Below are 19,025 nucleotides of genomic sequence, written 5' to 3'. Positions count from 1 at the left end.
ACACAAGCTACTTTCGTTAAGCGGCAATATGTATTTGAAAGGCTTCCTTCGGGGGGCCTTTTTTGATCATGGCATTCAAGACAGTAAGTATCTGAGAGATATGTGTTTGGTGATAGAAAGGTACTGGTGATAGAGGGTTACGATATTGAATGGTTTATATCGAAATGACTAATATGAGTAGGGTAATAAGTAGGGAGTGCTTAGTGTTCTTTTGATGACAGACCATGTTCAATACACTTGGTTCCGCTCAACAAAAAGGCTTCCACATGGGAAGCCTTAGTCTATTCTGTGATTCGAAATTCGAATTTTACAGCTTGTCAGTTAGCTCGATTGCTTGACCGATGTAGTTCGCTGGAGTCATCTCTTTTAGACGTACTTTCTCGTCTGCAGGGATTTCGAGACCATCGATGAATTCACGCATGCCTTCGCCGTCCACACGTTTACCACGAGTTAGCTCTTTTAGCTTTTCGTATGGCTTCTCGATGCCGTAACGACGCATTACTGTTTGTACTGGCTCAGCCAATACTTCCCAGTTTTTGTCTAGCTCAGCAAGCAGCGCAGCACGGTTAACTTCAAGCTTGCTAATACCTTTCAGAGTTGAAGTGTATGCAATGATAGCGTAACCAACACCAACACCTAAGTTACGAAGAACCGTAGAGTCAGTAAGGTCACGTTGCCAGCGAGAGACTGGAAGTTTTTGTGCTAGGTGGCTAAATACTGCGTTAGCTAGACCAAGGTTGCCTTCAGAGTTTTCGAAGTCAATTGGGTTAACTTTATGCGGCATTGTTGAAGAACCGATTTCGCCAGCAATAGTCTTCTGTTTGAAGTGACCAAGAGCAATGTAGCCCCAAACGTCACGGTCGAAGTCTAGAAGGATGGTGTTGAAACGCGCAACCGCATCAAATAGCTCAGCGATGTAATCGTGAGGTTCGATTTGAGTTGTGTATGGGTTCCAATTTACGCCAAGAGATTCAGTGATGAACTCTTCGCTGAATTCGTGCCAGTTAACTTCTGGGTATGCAGAAAGGTGTGCGTTGTAGTTACCTACAGCACCGTTGATTTTCGCAAGGATCTCAACGTTTTCGATTTGCTTGAATTGACGTTCCATACGGTACGCAACGTTAGCCATCTCTTTACCCATAGTAGAAGGAGAAGCTGGCTGACCGTGTGTACGAGACAGTAGAGGGATATCACGGTACTCGTTCGCAAGTGCCTTGATAGCATCAATTACGTTACGAATTTCTGGAAGAATCACTGTGTCACGAGCTTCTTTAAGCATCAGCGCGTGAGATGTATTGTTGATGTCTTCAGAAGTACATGCAAAGTGAATGAATTCATTTACTGCGTGAAGCTCAGGAACGCCAGCTACTTTCTCTTTTAAGAAGTATTCAACCGCTTTAACGTCGTGGTTTGTCGTGCGTTCGATCTCTTTGATACGCAGAGCGTCTTCTTCGCTGAAGTTAGCTGCTAGTTCATCAAGAAACTGGTTAGCTTCTGCACTGAACGCTGGTACTTCTACGATTGCATCAGTTTGTGCAAGCTTTTGTAACCAACGAATTTCAACGATAGAGCGGTATTTTAGTAGGCCAAATTCACTAAAGATGCTGCGTAGTGCAATAGTCTTACTTCCGTAACGGCCGTCTACTGGTGAAACAGCACTCAATGCTGACAGTTCCATGGTGTTCTCCTGAATTGAGTTTTCTAAATTTTGAGAGGTTTATACCAGTAACAATCTCAATTGTCACGCATATTGCGCAATCGTTTGCGTGAGAGTTGTGTTGATACAAAAAACAAGCTCGCGACGAGGCGCGAGCTAATAAATTACATTCGAGCTAATAGGATTTGAGCCTGCTCGATCATCTTCTTACGACCGAAAATAAGGTGGCGGCGTTTGCCGCCAACTTGACGCCATAATACAGCGCTTCGAATCCCTGATAGAAGAAGTGCACGAACCTTATGCTGGCTCGATGTCTGTTGAAGTACTGCTGGCGTACCAGAAACCTGAATACGAGGGCCAATAGGGCTCACTACATCTAAGTAGATGCTCGCAAGGTTGCTGATCATTTGCTCGTCAAATAGATCAAAATGCTCAGTTTGACGCTCTGCAGTTTGAATGCGATCACCCAGTTGAGACATCGAATCGTTGCGAGAAGATAGCTTACGTTCAAGCGCCATCAAGCTGATAATGTAGCGAGTAATATCGCTACCAGCTGGAGTACTGTCGATACCTTTTACTAAGCATTCAAGGCCTAGCTTTAGGTTCGCCTCACGGCCAAATACACCCACAGTGTTCGCTGGGTTAGTATTTAAAATGGCATTGAGTGAAGCTTCGAAGGCATCTTTATCACAACGGCCGTCTTTCGCTACTTGTTGAACCAAAGCTACAGCTTGGCAAATTCCAGCGAAAGCAATAGTACGGTCATAAAGTGTATTAGCCACGTAGTAACTCCTAGTTGTTTTCTATCGTTTGTTGTTCGTTCGATTAGATTAGATGCGTTTTTCGATGATACCACCACCAAGACATACCTCATCTTGATAGAACACAGCCGACTGGCCTGGCGTTACAGCTATTTGTGGCTCATCGAAGATAACCTTAATGTTATCATCGTCAATTGGGATGATTGTACAAGGAATATCGGTTTGACGGTAACGTGTTTTTACCGTGCATGTCATAACTTCAGTAATTGGTGTGCGATTAACCCAATGAAGCTGAGAAGCAAACAAACCCTCTGATTTAAGAAGCGGGTGATCTTTACCTTGAACCGCGATCAGAACGTTACGCTTAAGATCTTTTTCACCAACAAACCATGGTTCTTCGTTACCGCCGCCACCTTTAGTGCCGCCAATATGAAGACCTTTACGTTGACCCAAAGTGTGGTACATCAAGCCTTGGTGTTGACCAATCACTTGACCGTCTGGCGTCTCGATATTACCTGGTTGAGCCGGTAGGTATTTGCCCAAGAACTCAGTGAACTTACGCTCACCGATAAAGCAGATACCGGTGGAGTCTTTTTTCTTCGCAGTGATCAAGTCTTGCTCTTCAGCAATACGGCGCACTTCAGGTTTCTCTAATTCACCCACAGGGAATAGGCTGCGTGCCACTTGATCTGAACTTAGCGTGTATAGGAAATAGCTTTGGTCTTTATTGCCGTCTAGGCCACGTAGCATTTCTGGTTTCACGCCAGCGTCTAGCTCTTCTTGAGTAGGGAAAGTACGACGAACGTAGTGACCCATTGCGATGTAGTCTGCGTCTAGCACTTCATCAGCAAATTCTAAGAAAGCTTTAAATTTGATTTCTTTGTTACAAAGAATATCTGGGTTTGGTGTACGACCTGCTTTGTATTCTTCAAGGAAGTATTCAAAAACGTTGTCCCAGTATTCAGCAGCAAAGTTGATAGTGTGAAGGTGGATACCTAATTTGTCACATACCGCTTGAGCGTCAGCAAGGTCTTCAGCAGCTGTACAGTATTCTTCGTTATCGTCTTCTTCCCAGTTTTTCATGAAAAGGCCTTCTACCTGATAGCCTTGTTGCTGAAGAAGATACGCCGATACTGACGAATCTACACCGCCGGACATACCGACAATTACTTTCTTTTCGCTGTTTCCAGAGCTGATATCTGACATGTCTAAACACCGTTACTAATACTTGGTCGCAGATTCTAACAGAAAGAGAAACGCCGTGACAGATCCGAGACCGGAATCACAGTTTCATTTGCACAAATAGTGCGCTGACTTTGTTAGAGAATTGCATGAGAGCGAGGTGACTCACTAGGATGTCAGAAGTATATGTGGCATAGTCGCTCGAAATCCAAGCCCTGAGATGAAAAAATGTCTGAACAAAATGAATTTATGCAAGAAGCCGAGTTAATCGAAATTATTGAAAATCAACTTGAAGATGGCCAACCAGCTAAAGTGAAGGAAACACTGATGCGTTTGGTAATGACAGGCACGTCTCGTGAAGACGCTGTAGCGGCTATGGCATGTGCACTTGCGCTTGAAGTATTTGATGTAATGAAAAATGGCGCCGAGTTCAACCAAAAGCGTTATGCAGAGCATTTGGGTATGCTGCCTGATTTAAGCTTTATGGAAGGCGAATAAAAAAATAGTACAGCAAACGTTTGCTATAGTTTGAAAGATTGCCGCGTTAAATATTGCGCGGTAGAATCCGCCACCTATTTCCCCTTGACTTAGACTAGCCTTATGAAATTCCCTGGACAACGTAAATCAAAGCACTATTTTCCGGTTCACGCTCGTGATCCATTAGTGAGCCAAGCTCAAACAAGCAAAAGAATGTCACGCACTCATATTATAGGTATTGACCAAACGTTGGTGGATATCGAGGCAAAAGTGAATTCTGAGCTGATTGAAAAATATGGCTTAAGTAAGGGACATTCGCTAGTCATCGGCGATGAAGCTGCAGAGTCTTTATATCAAGAATTAAAAGAGCAGTGCTTAATTACCAATGAATATGCTGGTGGCACTATCGGCAACACATTACACAACTACTCAGTATTGGCCGATGACCGTTCAACACTACTAGGTGTAATGAGCCAAGATATTAAGATTGGTAGCTATGGTTACCGTTATTTATGTAATACATCAAGCAGAATGGATCTGAACCATTTACAAGGGGTAGATGGCGCAATTGGTCGCTGTTTTGCATTAATTACTGAAGACGGTGAACGTACTTTCGCTATTAGTGAAGGGCAAATGAACCAACTAAAACCAGAGAGCATTCCTGAAAAAATCTTCAAAAGTGCTTCTGCTTTAGTTTTAACAGCTTATTTAGTTCGTTGTAAACCAGGCGATCCAATGCCTGAAGCAACAATGAAAGCTATCGAATACGCGAAGAAATACGATGTACCCGTTGTATTAACGCTAGGTACTAAGTTCGTTATTCAAGACGATCCTGAGTTTTGGAAAGACTTCCTTGAGCAACACGTAACCGTTGTAGCAATGAATGAAGATGAAGCCGAAGCGTTAACTGGTGAGAGCGATCCACTTGCTGCTTCAGACAAAGCGCTAGAGTGGGTAGACTTAGTTCTATGTACTTCAGGCCCGGTCGGCCTATTTATGGCTGGTTATACTGAAGACGCCGTGAAGCGTGAAACCTCATTACCGTTGCTACCAGGTTCTATTGCTGAGTTTAACCGTTACGAGTTTAGCCGTCCTGCGCATAAAAACTTATGTGATAACCCAACGAAAATCTATTCGCACATTGCACCTTATATGGGTGGCCCAGAAAAGATTAAGAATACCAATGGTGCAGGTGATGCCGCGTTATCTGCTTTATTGCATGATATGGCTGCAAATAAATATCATAAAGAAAACGTGCCTAACTCAAGTAAGCATCAACATTCCTTCTTGACGTATTCATCTTTCTCGCAAGTTTGTAAATATTCAAACCGCGCAAGTTATGAAGTGTTAGTTCAACACTCTCCACGTTTATCTCGTGGACTTCCTGAAAGAGAAGATAGCCTAGAAGAAGCTTACTGGGAAAGATAAGACGTCGTACTTATCAAATGAACTTCTCTGTTTATTAAGTACGCTGCTGTGTTTATCAAAGCCAGTAACGAATAACAAAATATAAAAAAGGCTCCGAAAGGAGCCTTTTTTGTTTCTGAATATATTGAAGCCGTAAATAATACTTTGGTCGACTTAAATATTAATTCTATTGCTTAGTGTGTTATTGATTATTCACTTAGCAAACTTGATGCCTTAAAGAGCAAACTCTTCTAGAGATTTACCAGCATCTAGTTGTTCTTGGATAGCTGAAGGCGTACGACCTTGACCTGTCCAAGTTTTCTCGTCGCCGTTTGCATCTACATATTTGTATTTAGCTGGGCGAGGAGCGCGTTTAGCTTTTGTTGTTTTAGATTTTGCTTCACCAGAAAGTGCAGCAATAAGATCTGCAACATCAATTCCGTCTTTTGCAATTTGTTCAGCGATAGCAGATAGCTTAGCTTCTTGCTCTGCTTTAGCAGCACGTTCTTCAGCTTCAGACTCTTGACGCTCTTGTACAACAATAGTCAGCTTGTCTAGCGCTTCTTCAAGTTGCTCAAGAGTTAATTCACGTGAGAATGCACGAAGGCTACGGATATTTAATAAAGTTTTTGTTAATTCAGACATGATATTTCCCATCAAGGTAAACTAAATAATCCTCCTAATAATAAACAGAGCCTAGGAATAAAACAAATAGTATTTCTTCTATTAGATACTTAAATAAAGAAGTGAGATGAATAGTTGAAAATCAAAAGGCAAATTTCAGTGAATTTATAATAATTATTAAGATTATCTAAAAAACTGATATGTGACTGGTGGAGTAATTGCCTTTTATTGGCTATTCTTCTATTGATTACTTCATTAACAAAAAACTATTTTTGTCGGAATGATATGTTGCATTGTTGCTCTTGATGGGTACAATTGCGGCTACCTGATGCGAGGCTTTGGTTGATTTGTTGTTAAACTTTGGTTTCAACGGTTAATAATGTTATCGCACGTAGAGGTGCAATTATAAAGAGTAGTTTTCGTTGGGGTGATGCCAATGAACGGGAATGAAAGGTGTAATTGCCGAAGTAAATTGTATATCTAAGCAATTTGCTGGGGTTGTACTCAATAGGTACAACACTGCCATAGTCTTAATTTTAAACTATGGAGCGCTACTGTAGGGTTGGGTGAAGTGTTCACTTCCCTTTCGCTTAGTTCAACATGGGCTTGGTAATTCGTATCAAGTTTGTCTGCAGTAGATCTCTAGCCAAATAAAAAACTGGTTTTTGAAGATCATGAATTTAATAGATTTTGCAACATCGCCTTTATCTTTACTTCCGCCCCTTGTGGCCTTAAGTCTTGCTATTGTTACCCGCCGTGTATTGGTTTCTTTGGGTGTCGGTATCATCATGGGTGCGATTCTACTTGCTGATTACTCAGTCGGGAACGCAACTAGCTACGTGTTTACCAAAGCATCTGGTGTTTTCATCGAAGATGGTGGTATTAACACTTGGAACATGAGCATCGTTGCTTTCCTAATTATCCTTGGAATGACAACGGCATTATTAACACTATCTGGCGGTACTCGCGCATTCGCTGAGTGGGCTCAGTCTCGTGTTAAGAGCAAACGTGGTTCAAAACTACTTGCTGCCTTCTTAGGCGTATTCATCTTTGTTGATGATTACTTCAACAGTTTAGCGGTAGGTGCTATCTCTCGCCCTGTAACAGACCGTTTCTACGTATCTCGCGCTAAGCTTGCTTATATCCTAGATTCTACTGCTGCTCCTATGTGTGTGATCATGCCTGCATCTAGCTGGGGTGCTTACATCATTACTATCATAGGCGGCATCTTAGTTACTCACGGCGTTACAGAGTATTCTGCGCTGGGTGCTTACGTTCGCCTTATCCCAATGAACTTCTACGCTGTTTTTGCTCTGTTAATGGTATTTGCCGTTGCATGGTTTGGTCTAGACGTTGGTAAGATGCGTGAGCATGAGATCGAAGCGTCTCAAGGCCGTGGCTTTGACGGAGATAATGATCAAAAGCAAGCTCACGATCTGAACGAAGAGCTAGACATTAAAGAGAGCGAAAACGGTTCAGTTTCTGATCTTGTGATGCCAATTGTATCGTTAATCGTAGCAACCATTGCTGCAATGCTTTACACCGGTGGTCAAGCGCTCACAGCTGATGGTCAAGCTTTTAACCTTCTTGGTGCATTTGAAAATACAGATGTAGGTAAATCTCTTGTTTACGGTGGTGTTATCGGTTTACTAGTTGCATTAGCGACAGTATTCAAACAGAAGCTGCCTATGGCTGATATCGCAAGAACGATGTGGATCGGTGCAAGCTCTATGTTTGGCGCTATCCTGATTCTTGTATTTGCATGGACGATCGGCTCTGTAATCGGCGACATGAAAACCGGTTCTTACCTATCATCTCTTGCGACAGGCAACATTGATTACCACTGGCTACCCGTTATCTTGTTCCTTCTTGCTGGCCTGATGGCATTCTCGACAGGTACTTCATGGGGTACGTTCGGTATCATGCTTCCTATCGCGGGTGACATGGCTGCAGCCTCTGACATCGCGCTAATTCTGCCTATGTTAAGTGCGGTTCTAGCGGGTTCTGTATTTGGCGACCATTGCTCCCCAATCTCAGACACAACGATTCTATCTTCTACAGGTGCTCGTTGTAACCATATTGACCACGTATCGACTCAGCTTCCTTACGCGTTGTCTGTGGCGTTCGTATCGTGTATCGGCTTCATCACTCTAGGTATGACATCATCAACTGGCATTGCATTCGGCGCGGCGTCTCTAACGTTTGTTGCTGTATGTTTTGCATTAGCTTATTTCTCTCGCTGTAAAATGGCGACGTGCAAAAGCTAATCATCATCTGATTGAATAATGAAAAGGGAGGCTGCGGCTTCCCTTTTTTGTGCCTGTTAAATTAATTTGAACTTTAGTGAAAAAAGTTCGAATAAATGGTTGAAAAAGGATGCCAGCTTAGTTAGTGTGGAGACAAGACAGCAAACAACCTAAGAGCCGATAAGTATGCGTAAATTAGTAATGAACATTCATCACCATCATCACCCTATCTAGTCTTTCGGGGAGATTTACGTATACCCGGGAGCAAGAATTCTCCCGGAGGTTAAGTCAAAGAATTTAGATTTAAACCCTCGGGATGACAAAGTCTTCCGAGGGTTTTTTAGTTTTAGCACTTTTAAATAATCAATAAATTCAAATATTTGCACAGGGATACAGCAATGCAGACACAACGCCTAAGAATCGCAATTCAAAAGAAAGGTCGCTTAAGTAAAGAGTGCCAAGATCTACTTAAAAAATGTGGTGTTAAATTTAACATCATGGGTGAGCGTTTAGTTGTTCATTCACTAAATATGCCAATCGACTTGTTATTAGTTCGTGATGACGACATCCCAGGTCTTATCATGGATGGTGTGGTTGACCTTGGTTTCATCGGTGAAAATGAACTAGAAGAAGTTCGCCTAGACCGTGTTGCTTTAAAAGAGCCATCAGAGTTTCGCACACTACGTCGTTTAGACTTCGGTGGTTGCCGTCTTTCTATCGCGATTAACAAAGACGAAGAATACAACGGCCCACAAGATCTAGCGGGTAAACGTATTGCAACAACTTACCCACAACTACTGAAAGCCTACATGGACGAGCAGGGTGTTGAATTCAGCGCTTGTATGCTAACGGGTTCGGTTGAAGTTGCGCCTCGCGCAGGCCTAGCAGACGCTATCGCCGATTTAGTTTCTACAGGTGCGACGCTAGAAGCAAATGGCCTAAAAGAAGCAGAGGCTATCTTCCAATCTAAAGCAACATTGATTCAGCGTGTTGGTGAGTTCGATGCAGACAAAACTGCTCTGATTGAAAAACTACTGACTCGCATGCAGGGTGTTCAACAAGCGAAAGAGTCGAAGTACATCATGCTTCACGCGCCAACATCTCAGCTAGAGCAGATCAAAGCATTATTGCCTGGCGCTGAAGATCCTACTGTTCTTCCACTATCAACAGACAAAGACAAAGTTGCCGTTCACCTTGTAAGTACCGAGAACTTGTTCTGGGAAACTATGGAACAGCTGAAAGAGTTGGGTGCAAGCTCGATTCTAGTATTACCAATCGAAAAAATGATGGGGTAGTGACGATGAGAACCGTTGTTTGGCAATCTTTAAGTGAATCACAGCAAGACTCGGTACTAGAGCGTCCAGCTATTACTGAAGGTGCAAACATCACAGCGACTGTTTCTGATGTTATTGCAAAAGTACGAAATGAAGGCGATGCCGCACTTAAAGAACTGACTGAAAAGTTCGATCGTGTGACTCCAGAATCCATTCGAGTCAGCTCGACTGAGATTGAAGAGGCATGTGCTCGTTTAACACCAGAAATGAAGCAAGCGTTAGAACAAGCTTATAGCAATATTGCTAAGTTTCACGAAGCTCAGAAGCCGCAGCCAATTAAGGTTGAAACACAGCCAGGCGTTGTGTGTGAGCAAGTGACACGCGCTATTAATACTGTTGGACTCTATATTCCGGGTGGCAGCGCGCCACTTCCGTCAACGGTTCTTATGTTAGGTGTACCTGCTCAAATCGCGGGTTGCCGCAAGGTTGTGCTTTGTTCACCTCCGCCAATCGCGGATGAAATCTTGTATGTCGCTAATCTTTGTAAAATCGATGAGGTTTACAATGTAGGTGGTGGTCAAGCCGTTGCGGCGATGGCTTACGGTACGGAGAGTGTCTCTAAAGTAGATAAAATTTTCGGTCCTGGTAATGCGTATGTAACGGAAGCTAAGCGCCAAGTGAGTAACGACTTCCGTGGTTCTGCGATTGATATGCCGGCAGGCCCATCGGAGGTGATGGTGATTGCAGACGAAACTGCGGATGCTGACTTCATTGCTGCTGATCTACTGAGCCAAGCTGAACATGGCCCAGATTCACAGGTTGTATTAGTAACACCATCGCCAGTTATTGCCGACCAAGTAACCGATGCGGTTCAGAAGCAACTGAAAGAACTGTCTCGTGCGAACATCGCTCAGCAAGCATTGGCTTCAAGCCTAATCATCATTGCTGAATCGATCACTCAAGCTATTGCGATTTCTAACTTCTACGGTCCAGAGCACTTGATTGTTCAGACCAAGAATCCACGTGAATTGCTGCCGTTACTAGACAATGCAGGTTCAATCTTCCTTGGTGACTGGTCTCCAGAGTCTGCAGGTGACTACGCATCAGGTACAAATCACGTTCTTCCTACTTACGGCTATACCAAAACCTATTCAAGTCTAGGTTTGGCTGATTTCTCTAAGCGTATGACGGTACAAGAGTTAACGGCTGATGGTTTGAAAGGCCTAGCGCCAACGGTAGTCACAATGGCGGAAGCCGAAGGTTTGGATGCGCACAAACGTGCTGTGACCATCCGAGTTGAAAAATTAAATCGATTTGAAAAGTTAAATAAAGCGAAATAAGGGTAGGGCATGGAAAAGTTAGCAAGAAAACAAGTTCAGGCTCTTACACCTTACTTGTCTGCAAGACGCATTGGTGGCAGCGGAGATGTGTGGCTAAACGCTAACGAGTCTCCGTTTGATAACGAGTACAACCTAAACTTGTCTCGTCTTAATCGCTACAGCGAGTGCCAGCCTAAAGAGCTGATCGATGCTTACGCTCAATATGCAGGCGTGAAATCAGAGCAAACGCTGACCACTCGTGGCGCTGACGAAGGTATCGAACTTTTGATTCGAGCTTTCTGCGAGCCGAACGAAGATTCGATTCTGTACTGCCCTCCGACTTACGGTATGTATGCCATCAGTGCCGAGACGATTGGTGTTGAGCGCAAGGTTGTGCCTTTAACGGCTGAATGGCAATTGGATCTTCCTGCTATTGAAGCGCAACTCGACAACGTAAAAGTGGTGTTTGTTTGTAGCCCAAACAACCCAACGGGTAACTTGGTTGATCGCAAAGACATCATCAAACTGCTTGAAATGACACAAGACAAAGCGATTGTGGTGATGGATGAAGCGTATATCGATTTTTGTCCAGAAGCATCAACCGTTGATTTACTGGAGCAATATCCAAACCTAGCGATTCTGCGCACTTTGTCGAAGGCCTTTGCTTTGGCGGGCTTACGTTGTGGTTTTACGCTAGCCAACAAAGAGCTTATCGATGTACTGTTGAAAGTGATTGCTCCTTATCCTGTGCCAATCCCTGTTGCTGACATTGCTGTTCAAGCTCTTTCAGAACAAGGGCTTGCGAGAGCTAAGTTTCAAGTTCTCGATTTAAGTGCTAATCGTGCTTATTTACAAGCCGGCTTACTCGGCATGCCTCAAGTAACGGTATTTGATGGTTGGGGTAACTACCTGCTGGTTAAATTCCCGAACGGTGATGAGTTGTTCAAAGCGGCATGGGACACTGGCATCATCTTGCGTAATTCGCCAATTGAAGATTGTGTTCGTATTAGTATTGGTAATCGAGAAGAGTGCGAAAAGACACTTGGATTCATTCGTAACTTTTTTCAGTAACGAAGGCTTACCAGTAATCACATTGGTCAGTTGTGTTTAATCAACATGACTGGCAAATGAATCAGAAATTTGGGTTAGCGGTTGATTTTAGCTAGGCCACCAGATTTAAAATTAAAAGGAAGTTCAAGTGAGTAAACAACAGAAAATACTTTTTATAGACCGTGATGGCACCTTAATTGTTGAGCCGCCAGTCGACTTTCAAGTAGACCGTTTAGACAAACTAAAATTCGAACCTCTCGTGATTCCTAGCTTGCTGGCATTGCAAGATGCGGGCTACCGCTTAGTGATGGTGACTAACCAAGATGGTCTAGGTACGGATAGCTACCCACAAGAAGAGTTTGATGCTCCGCACAATATGATGATGGAGTTCTTCGAATCTCAAGGCGTTAAGTTTGACGATGTACTTATTTGCCCTCACTTTGATGAAGACAACTGCTCTTGCCGCAAACCGAAGTTGGGTATGGTTAAAGACTACCTACAGGGCGGCAAAGTAGACTTCCAACACTCTGTTGTGATTGGCGATCGAATGACTGATCTTCAATTAGCTGAAAACATGGCGATCCGTGGGATTCAATATGGCCCTGATGCGGAAACGGAAGGCACGCTGAATTGGCCACAGATAGTTAAAGATCTTACGGTCAATGCTCGTGTTGCTGAAGTGGTTCGTACTACTAAAGAAACCGACATCAAGGTTGCAGTCAACCTTGATGAAACAGGCGGCAATAAAATCGATACTGGTATGGGCTTCTTTGATCACATGCTTGATCAAATCGCGACACACGGCGGTTTCCAAATGAACCTGACTGTGAAGGGCGACCTACACATTGATGATCACCACACAATCGAAGACACCGCTCTCGCTTTAGGCCAAGCACTTAAAGATGCATTAGGCGATAAACGTGGTATCGGCCGTTTCGGTTTCAGCCTGCCTATGGATGAGTGTTTAGCTCAGTGCGCGTTAGATCTCTCTGGTCGTCCGTACCTGAAATTCGATGCTAAGTTTAGCCGCGAGCAAGTGGGTGACCTTTCTACGGAGATGGTGGTTCACTTCTTCCGTTCTTTAACCGATACACTGGCTTGTACATTGCACCTTTCTTCAGCTGGCAATAATGATCACCACATTATTGAGAGCCTGTTCAAAGCGTTTGGTCGTACTCTTCGTCAAGCAATCAAAGTTGAAGGTAATGAGTTACCAAGCAGCAAAGGCGTCCTGTAAGGCTAACGTTAGCAAGGAAAAAACAATGAAAGATCAAAAAGTCGTTATTATTGATACTGGTTGTGCCAACGTTTCCTCAGTGAAGTTTGCGATTGAACGTCTGGGCTACGCAGTTGAAATTTCGAAAGAACCAAAAGTTGTTCTTGCTGCCGACAAGCTATTCCTACCAGGAGTAGGTACAGCAAGTGAGGCAATGAAGAACCTGCAAGAGCGTGACCTTGTTACCCTTGTGAAGCAAGTAGAGAAGCCTTTGCTTGGTATCTGTTTAGGTATGCAATTGCTTGGCAAACTGTCTCAAGAGAAAGGCCAAAAAGCTGACGAGTTAGTTGAATGCTTAGGATTGTGTGATGGTGAAGTTCGTTTACTTGAAACGGGTGATTTGCCATTACCACACATGGGTTGGAATACAGTAACCGCGACACCTAACCATCCTCTATTCAAAGGCATTGAAGAGGGCGAGTACTTCTACTTTGTACACAGCTTCGCAATGCCAGTGGGTGGCTATACCATCGCACAATGTGATTACGGCAATCCGTTCACTGCCGCAGTGCAAAGTGGCAACTATTACGGTGTTCAGTTCCACCCAGAACGTTCGTCAAAAGCTGGCTCTAAGCTGATTCAGAACTTCTTGGAATTGTAATAAGGATTAGGCAGCGGCTACCGTTGCCATATAAGGAATGTAAATGATTATTCCCGCGTTAGATTTAATTGAAGGCCAAGTTGTTCGCTTATTCCAAGGGGATTACGGGCAAGTAACAGAATATAAAGTCGATCCAGCAGAGCAGTTCAACTTGTACCACCAAGCAGGCGCAGGTTGGCTTCACCTTGTCGACTTAACTGGCGCTAAAGATACGACTGCTCGTCAGTTGGACTTAATCGCTAAGCTGCTTGCAAGCACACCAGCAAATATCCAAATTGGCGGTGGCGTTCGTAACGAGCAAGACGTGGTCGACCTACTTGAAGCTGGCGCGCAGCGCGTTGTTGTTGGTTCAACGGCGGTTAAACAACCTGAACTTGTTAAAGGTTGGATGGAAAAGTACGGCGCTGAAAAAATAGTGCTTGCTCTAGACATCAACATTGACGAAAACGGCACACGTAAAGTAGCGATTTCAGGCTGGCAAGAAGACTCCGGCGTGACTATTGAAGCACTGATTGAAGACTATCTGACCGTTGGTCTAAAACACGTTCTGTGTACTGATATTTCTCGCGATGGCACGTTAGAAGGATCAAACGTGGAACTCTACGTTGACCTTTGTAAGCAGTACCCACAAGTGCAATTCCAATCATCGGGCGGCATTGGCAGCCTAGCTGATATCGAGGCACTAAAAGGCAGCGGCGTTGCTGGTGTGATTGTTGGTCGCGCACTACTAGATGGTAAGTTCACCGCAGAGGAGGCATTTGCATGTTGGCAAAGCGAATAATCCCTTGTTTGGATGTCCGTGACGGACAAGTGGTTAAGGGCGTTCAGTTCCGTAACCATGAAATTATTGGCGACATCGTTCCGCTAGCACAACGCTATGCAGAAGAGGGTGCTGATGAATTAGTATTTTACGATATCACCGCATCAAGCGATGGCCGTGTGGTCGATAAGAGCTGGGTGAAACGCGTAGCAGAAGTGATTGATATTCCTTTCTGTGTGGCTGGTGGTATTAAGTCAGCAGAAGATGCAGCGCGCATTCTTGAATTTGGTGCGGATAAAGTATCCATCAACTCGCCTGCATTGGCTAACCCGCAACTGATTACTGACCTTGCTGATAAATTTGGCGTGCAGTGTATTGTTGTTGGCATCGATTCATACTTCGATAAAGAAACCGGTAAATATCAGGTTTACCAGTTCACTGGCGATGAAGCGCGCACTAAAGCAACCAAGTGGGAAACCAAAGATTGGGTGCAGGAAGTACAAAAGCGTGGTGCAGGTGAAATTGTGTTGAACATGATGAACCAAGATGGCGTTCGCAACGGCTACGACATTGATCAGTTAAACATGGTACGCGAAGTGTGTAATGTACCTTTGATTGCGTCTGGTGGCGCAGGTGCAATGGAGCATTTTGCGGAAGCTTACAAAAAAACAAACGTGGATGGAGCACTAGCGGCATCGGTATTCCACAAACAAGTCATCAATATTGGTGAACTTAAACAATATTTAAAACAACAAGATGTAGAGGTGCGACTATGAGTTTTGAACCAGTCAGTTTGTCAAAAACAGAAGTAGGCGCATTATCAAAGCGTATTGATTGGGATAAAGTAGGTGGTTTAGTGCCTGCTATCGTTCAAGATTACCAATCTAGCCAAGTGTTGATGATGGGATACATGAACCCAGCAGCGCTTGAGAAAACAGGTGAAACAGGCCAAGTGACGTTCTTCTCTCGAACAAAAGAACGTTTATGGACCAAAGGTGAAACGTCGGGCAACGTATTACAACTGCAAAATATGTCGTTGGACTGCGATAACGATACTTTGCTTGTTAAGGTGAATCCCATTGGCCCGACGTGTCATACCGGTACAACAACGTGTTGGGACGCAGACAAGCAAGATGAAACACAGATGGTGTGGCTTCATCAGCTTGAGCAGCTATTGGCTGCCCGCAAGGACGCAGACCCTGAGTCTTCTTACACTGCCAGCTTATATGCCCGCGGCACCAAGCGTATTTCGCAGAAAGTGGGTGAAGAAGGCGTTGAAGTCGCGCTTGCGGCGACGTCGGGCGATAAGGCGGAATTAGTGTGTGAATCAGCAGATTTGATTTACCACTTGATGGTCCTGTTGCAAGACCAAGGTTTGTCTATGAACGATGTGGTGAATAAGCTTAAAGAGCGTCATAAGTAAGCTCTTTTTAGATAAATAGACCATGTAAAAGACAAATAAAAGCCCCGTAAACGCTAACGTTTTCGGGGCTTTTTAATGCTTGAACTTCCTCAGTTACTCTTTGAATTTATGAGTTTTTTATTCCGAAGAGCCTAGGTGAGAGGTGGAATCTCTTTTCTTAATCCGACTTGCGAATCTGCGTCTTAGCCGCAACACTTCTTATATTTCTTACCGCTACCACAAATACACGGATCATTGCGGCCGATTTTGAAACTCTCAACCGTTTGGTTTAGACGCGGATCAATCTCTGGCGCTGCGTTTTCTTGTTGCTCATTTTCTTGCTCGGGGAAGGTGCCATCAATGTAGTACCAAAGACCGTCTTCACGAACGAAGCGCGAACGTTCTTGCATACAGAATTGCTCAGCACCGTCATTAAAGTAAGCTTTAAACTCAACAAAGCCTTCGTTCTCATGTGAACCTGCGGCAGTCTCGATGATTTCTAAGCCCGCCCAATCACTATCTATGGATTCGGCAATACCCTCTCTCTGCGCTTTTGCATTACAGCTTGGATGGTAAGTTGCAACCACGTAGTCAACTAACCCCAACACGTGTGCAGAATAACGTGAGCGCATCAATTGCTCCGGTGTTTCAACAGCACGATGATTAAGGTGTCCAGATTTGCAGCACAGTTGGTAAGTGTTTTTGCTATCGCATGGGCATAAAGGCATAGTCAGATCCTGTAAAAATGGCCTCTATTAAGAGGCCATAAATGAATGCGTTGGAGTTTAACAAGAAACAATCGCTCACCAAAGCTTAGTTTCTATTGACGCAGCAATGTGAAGTGAACTATTTCAACGAAGGTGATAACAGCTCTTGAGCCCAAGTAGTCGCTTCATCATAAGCTTGACCGAGTTCCGCTTCACTTAGCTTGAGAAGTTTACGAATGCGCGTTGCTTCGTCCCAGCGAGCTTGTTCATACGCAATGACCATTGCCATAATGGCGCCTAAGACACCTTTTCGTTGAATCAGAGCTTGCTTGATCTCTTCATCGATTGGTACTGAGTCCAAGACCTGCTGTAACGGTTGGTCAAAGAGTGAATCAAGTAGAGAGAACATACCGGTCAAAAAGGCTTGTCCGGGTTCTACTTTTACATTCATCTTTTCTACTAATAGTTCACACTGACGAGCACGCAGTACCGCTAAACCATAGAGTGAATCGGGTTTATCTTCTTTCGCAGATGCAATCGCTACAAGTGAAACGAACTTACGTAGCTTTTGTTCTCCAAGGTAAATAAGCGCTTGGCGAAATGAACGGATAGTCGTTGCTGAGCCGCCTGCGGAGTTTACATACGCAAGTACTTTATAAGAAAGCGTCACATCGAGTGTGATCAGGCGTTCCACTTCACCAAAATCAATGGGATCGTGAGCTATTTCTTTTAACAGCTGAACGATGGTCAAAAAGGCAGGGTTTAGAGCGCGAGTTTGAATCATTTCCGGCTTGCTGAAGAAATACCCTTGAAAATAGGTGAACCCGGCTTGTTTAGCCTCTTGATACTCGTCGTAAGTTTCAACTTTCTCGGCAAGAAACTGGATATTCAACTCTTTCATAGCGCTCATGAACATCGACGCTTTGGTAATTGAGATCAAGCGAATATCAAATTTAATGATAGACACGTACGGCAAGAAACGTTTCCATGCTTTGCTCGGCACAAAGTCGTCCAATGCGATGGTATAACCCGCATCGTAAATAGTTTTGATCGCTTCAAGCAATTCGTCCGTAGGCTCGCAATCTTCAAGAACCTCAACAACGAGGCTTTCTTTCGGAAATAGGGTAGGGACTAAGTTAATCAGGCTTGCATAGGGAAAATTCACGAATCCTAGCTTATCACCAAGAGTATTATAGTGAGTCGATAGGAAGTGATCGGAAAGCAAGCGGCTTGTAGCGAGTTCCGGTTCTACTTCAGGGAAAGTATTCTTAGGACCATCCCTGAATAGCAACTCGTAACCTATGGTTTTCTTGTCAGCATCGAGTATTGGCTGACGCGCTACATATGAATATTTCAACTTGGTACTGTGTTCGGTTTAGTTCTGATAAAGAGATAATAGCTAATTCGAGGGAAATTACCATCTACAATCTCAGAAAGTCTGACCCATCATAATAATCAATGTGAAACTTTAAGAGTGATGCTGAAAGCTATTGCTAAACTCGCGATTCTGTAGTTCAAAACTTTGCGGAGTGAACACCAGCACTGAGCCTTGAGTGTACCAATCGCCCAGTACGATACGGGTTTTAGTGCAATGGTTAGCAGTGAAAGTGTGGATGTTTGGACGATGTGTATGGCCATGGATCATTAAATCGACATTGTTACGTTCCATCACATCTTCGACTTCTTGTTGTGTTACATCCATGATGTCCAAAGACTTAGTTTGCTTGTCATCTTTGATATCAGACTGAACCTTAGAGACGATTTTCTTTTTGATGAAGAAAGGAATTCGATTGAAGACCCATTGCAACCAAGGTTGGTGTACTTTTTCACGGAAGGCGAGATACTTTACATCTTCGGTACACAAGGTATCACCATGTAACACGACCGCTTTTGTTCCGTAGATATCGATAGTTGATACTTCGTCTAAGAGTTGCACGCCAGTTTGTTTTGCAAATTTTTTACCGACTAAAAAGTCACGGTTACCCTGAGTGAAATAGCAAGGCACGCCGGATTTAACTAAATCGATAAAGGTTTGGCGAATAGAAGTGGCGAAATCACTGGTATCGTCATCACCAATCCAGAATTCGAAAAGGTCACCTAATACGTAGAGTGCATCCGCTTCTACCGCTTCGTTCTTCATGAAAGTGAGGAAGCAGTCGGTGATGTCTTGTCGTGACGGTGCAAGGTGCAGATCTGATATAAAATATGTTTTCATAGGTCTAAAAAAAGGGAGCGATTCGCTCCCTATATCCTGATTTTATCGGGTCATCAATTATTAATAC

Annotated in this window: 18 protein-coding genes, 1 riboswitch and 1 other annotated feature; of the genes, 11 read left to right on the top strand and 7 right to left on the bottom strand. The window is 43.8% G+C overall.

The genetic code is table 11. The features are described from left to right. Window positions 1-307: 307 nt before the first annotated feature. The 3 genes from purB to mnmA form a co-directional block, all read right to left on the bottom strand. Window positions 308-1,678 carry an adenylosuccinate lyase gene (purB, locus tag OCV36_RS10400; RefSeq protein WP_135456601.1) on the bottom strand — a complete coding sequence of 457 codons (1,371 nt, stop codon included), beginning with the start codon at window positions 1,676-1,678 and terminating at the stop codon, window positions 308-310. Window positions 1,679-1,821: 143 nt separating this feature from the next. Then, the gene (gene hflD / locus OCV36_RS10395; protein WP_017073329.1) at window positions 1,822-2,439 is read right to left on the bottom strand and encodes a high frequency lysogenization protein HflD; all 618 of its coding nucleotides are present in this window, start codon (window positions 2,437-2,439) and stop codon (window positions 1,822-1,824) included. A gap of 48 nt (window positions 2,440-2,487) precedes the next feature. Further along, window positions 2,488-3,624, bottom strand: a complete 1,137-nt coding sequence (gene mnmA / locus OCV36_RS10390; RefSeq protein ID WP_054546659.1) for a tRNA 2-thiouridine(34) synthase MnmA — start codon at window positions 3,622-3,624, stop codon at window positions 2,488-2,490. Window positions 3,625-3,828: 204 nt separating this feature from the next. Here mnmA and OCV36_RS10385 point away from each other — a divergent pair, with 204 nt between their 5' ends. After that, window positions 3,829-4,098, top strand: a complete 270-nt coding sequence (locus OCV36_RS10385; protein WP_017073331.1) for a hypothetical protein — start codon at window positions 3,829-3,831, stop codon at window positions 4,096-4,098. 102 nt (window positions 4,099-4,200) lie between these two features. Further along, the gene (locus tag OCV36_RS10380) at window positions 4,201-5,505 is read left to right on the top strand and encodes an inosine/guanosine kinase (protein WP_017073332.1); all 1,305 of its coding nucleotides are present in this window, start codon (window positions 4,201-4,203) and stop codon (window positions 5,503-5,505) included. Window positions 5,506-5,718: 213 nt separating this feature from the next. Here the strand turns inward: OCV36_RS10380 and OCV36_RS10375 are convergent, their stop codons facing one another. Next, window positions 5,719-6,129: an H-NS family histone-like protein gene (locus OCV36_RS10375; RefSeq protein WP_004734569.1), complete on the bottom strand. Its 411-nt coding sequence runs from the start codon at window positions 6,127-6,129 to the stop codon at window positions 5,719-5,721. A gap of 363 nt (window positions 6,130-6,492) precedes the next feature. Further along, window positions 6,493-6,670, top strand: a riboswitch (Lysine riboswitch). Window positions 6,671-6,782: 112 nt separating this feature from the next. Here OCV36_RS10375 and OCV36_RS10370 point away from each other — a divergent pair. The 9 genes from OCV36_RS10370 (at window position 6,783) to hisIE (ending at window position 16,057) form a co-directional block, all read left to right on the top strand. Then, window positions 6,783-8,375, top strand: a complete 1,593-nt coding sequence (locus OCV36_RS10370; RefSeq protein WP_135456599.1) for a Na+/H+ antiporter NhaC family protein — start codon at window positions 6,783-6,785, stop codon at window positions 8,373-8,375. Window positions 8,376-8,563: 188 nt separating this feature from the next. After that, window positions 8,564-8,699, top strand: a sequence feature (His leader region). 53 nt (window positions 8,700-8,752) lie between these two features. Beyond that, window positions 8,753-9,649 (top strand): ATP phosphoribosyltransferase, encoded by an 897-nt coding sequence (hisG, locus tag OCV36_RS10365; RefSeq protein ID WP_004734571.1) that lies wholly within the window; start codon window positions 8,753-8,755, stop codon window positions 9,647-9,649. After that, complete coding sequence (hisD, locus tag OCV36_RS10360) at window positions 9,649-10,968, top strand: histidinol dehydrogenase (protein ID WP_135456597.1); 1,320 nt, start codon at window positions 9,649-9,651, stop codon at window positions 10,966-10,968. Before hisG ends, hisD begins: the two co-directional genes overlap by 1 nt. Before the next feature lie 9 nt (window positions 10,969-10,977). Beyond that, window positions 10,978-12,018: a histidinol-phosphate transaminase gene (hisC, locus tag OCV36_RS10355; protein WP_135456595.1), complete on the top strand. Its 1,041-nt coding sequence runs from the start codon at window positions 10,978-10,980 to the stop codon at window positions 12,016-12,018. A gap of 127 nt (window positions 12,019-12,145) precedes the next feature. Next, window positions 12,146-13,234, top strand: a complete 1,089-nt coding sequence (hisB, locus tag OCV36_RS10350; RefSeq protein ID WP_135456593.1) for a bifunctional histidinol-phosphatase/imidazoleglycerol-phosphate dehydratase HisB — start codon at window positions 12,146-12,148, stop codon at window positions 13,232-13,234. Between the two features lie 25 nt (window positions 13,235-13,259). After that, window positions 13,260-13,874 carry an imidazole glycerol phosphate synthase subunit HisH gene (hisH, locus tag OCV36_RS10345; RefSeq protein ID WP_017073338.1) on the top strand — a complete coding sequence of 205 codons (615 nt, stop codon included), beginning with the start codon at window positions 13,260-13,262 and terminating at the stop codon, window positions 13,872-13,874. A gap of 43 nt (window positions 13,875-13,917) precedes the next feature. After that, window positions 13,918-14,655: a 1-(5-phosphoribosyl)-5-[(5-phosphoribosylamino)methylideneamino]imidazole-4-carboxamide isomerase gene (hisA, locus tag OCV36_RS10340; RefSeq protein WP_017073339.1), complete on the top strand. Its 738-nt coding sequence runs from the start codon at window positions 13,918-13,920 to the stop codon at window positions 14,653-14,655. Then, window positions 14,637-15,410, top strand: a complete 774-nt coding sequence (hisF, locus tag OCV36_RS10335; RefSeq protein ID WP_017060270.1) for an imidazole glycerol phosphate synthase subunit HisF — start codon at window positions 14,637-14,639, stop codon at window positions 15,408-15,410. Before hisA ends, hisF begins: the two co-directional genes overlap by 19 nt. Next, window positions 15,407-16,057, top strand: coding sequence for a bifunctional phosphoribosyl-AMP cyclohydrolase/phosphoribosyl-ATP diphosphatase HisIE (gene hisIE, locus OCV36_RS10330; RefSeq protein ID WP_135456591.1), 651 nt, complete (start codon window positions 15,407-15,409; stop codon window positions 16,055-16,057). The genes hisF and hisIE overlap by 4 nt, the downstream gene beginning before the upstream one ends. A 182-nt stretch (window positions 16,058-16,239) precedes the next feature. Here the strand turns inward: hisIE and OCV36_RS10325 are convergent, their stop codons facing one another. From OCV36_RS10325 to lpxH, 3 genes are all read right to left on the bottom strand, one after another. After that, the gene (locus tag OCV36_RS10325) at window positions 16,240-16,764 is read right to left on the bottom strand and encodes a YchJ family protein (protein ID WP_135456589.1); all 525 of its coding nucleotides are present in this window, start codon (window positions 16,762-16,764) and stop codon (window positions 16,240-16,242) included. A 118-nt stretch (window positions 16,765-16,882) separates the two neighbouring features. Continuing rightward, complete coding sequence (locus OCV36_RS10320) at window positions 16,883-18,100, bottom strand: EAL and HDOD domain-containing protein (protein ID WP_017073342.1); 1,218 nt, start codon at window positions 18,098-18,100, stop codon at window positions 16,883-16,885. A gap of 111 nt (window positions 18,101-18,211) precedes the next feature. Continuing rightward, window positions 18,212-18,958 (bottom strand): UDP-2,3-diacylglucosamine diphosphatase, encoded by a 747-nt coding sequence (gene lpxH / locus OCV36_RS10315; protein WP_135456587.1) that lies wholly within the window; start codon window positions 18,956-18,958, stop codon window positions 18,212-18,214. Window positions 18,959-19,025 lie beyond the last annotated feature (67 nt).

Origin of the sequence: Vibrio echinoideorum, from assembly GCF_024347455.1 — a bacterium.
GTDB lineage: Bacteria > Pseudomonadota > Gammaproteobacteria > Enterobacterales > Vibrionaceae > Vibrio > Vibrio echinoideorum.
The sequence above is the reverse complement of the archived record's forward strand: the minus strand, read 5'-3'. Positions and strand labels throughout refer to the sequence as shown.

Bases quoted from the DNA above. Each gene is read 5' to 3' on its own strand.
- purB (WP_135456601.1), bottom strand. From the start codon at position 1,678: ATGGAACTGTCAGCATTGAGTGCTGTTTCACCAGTAGACGGCCGTTAC.
- mnmA (WP_054546659.1), bottom strand. From the start codon at position 3,624: ATGTCAGATATCAGCTCTGGAAACAGCGAAAAGAAAGTAATTGTCGGT.
- OCV36_RS10385 (WP_017073331.1), top strand. From the start codon at position 3,829: ATGTCTGAACAAAATGAATTTATGCAAGAAGCCGAGTTAATCGAAATT.
- OCV36_RS10380 (WP_017073332.1), top strand. From the start codon at position 4,201: ATGAAATTCCCTGGACAACGTAAATCAAAGCACTATTTTCCGGTTCAC.
- OCV36_RS10375 (WP_004734569.1), bottom strand. From the start codon at position 6,129: ATGTCTGAATTAACAAAAACTTTATTAAATATCCGTAGCCTTCGTGCA.
- OCV36_RS10370 (WP_135456599.1), top strand. From the start codon at position 6,783: ATGAATTTAATAGATTTTGCAACATCGCCTTTATCTTTACTTCCGCCC.
- hisG (WP_004734571.1), top strand. From the start codon at position 8,753: ATGCAGACACAACGCCTAAGAATCGCAATTCAAAAGAAAGGTCGCTTA.
- hisC (WP_135456595.1), top strand. From the start codon at position 10,978: ATGGAAAAGTTAGCAAGAAAACAAGTTCAGGCTCTTACACCTTACTTG.
- hisH (WP_017073338.1), top strand. From the start codon at position 13,260: ATGAAAGATCAAAAAGTCGTTATTATTGATACTGGTTGTGCCAACGTT.
- hisA (WP_017073339.1), top strand. From the start codon at position 13,918: ATGATTATTCCCGCGTTAGATTTAATTGAAGGCCAAGTTGTTCGCTTA.
- hisF (WP_017060270.1), top strand. From the start codon at position 14,637: ATGTTGGCAAAGCGAATAATCCCTTGTTTGGATGTCCGTGACGGACAA.
- hisIE (WP_135456591.1), top strand. From the start codon at position 15,407: ATGAGTTTTGAACCAGTCAGTTTGTCAAAAACAGAAGTAGGCGCATTA.
- OCV36_RS10325 (WP_135456589.1), bottom strand. From the start codon at position 16,764: ATGCCTTTATGCCCATGCGATAGCAAAAACACTTACCAACTGTGCTGC.
- lpxH (WP_135456587.1), bottom strand. From the start codon at position 18,958: ATGAAAACATATTTTATATCAGATCTGCACCTTGCACCGTCACGACAA.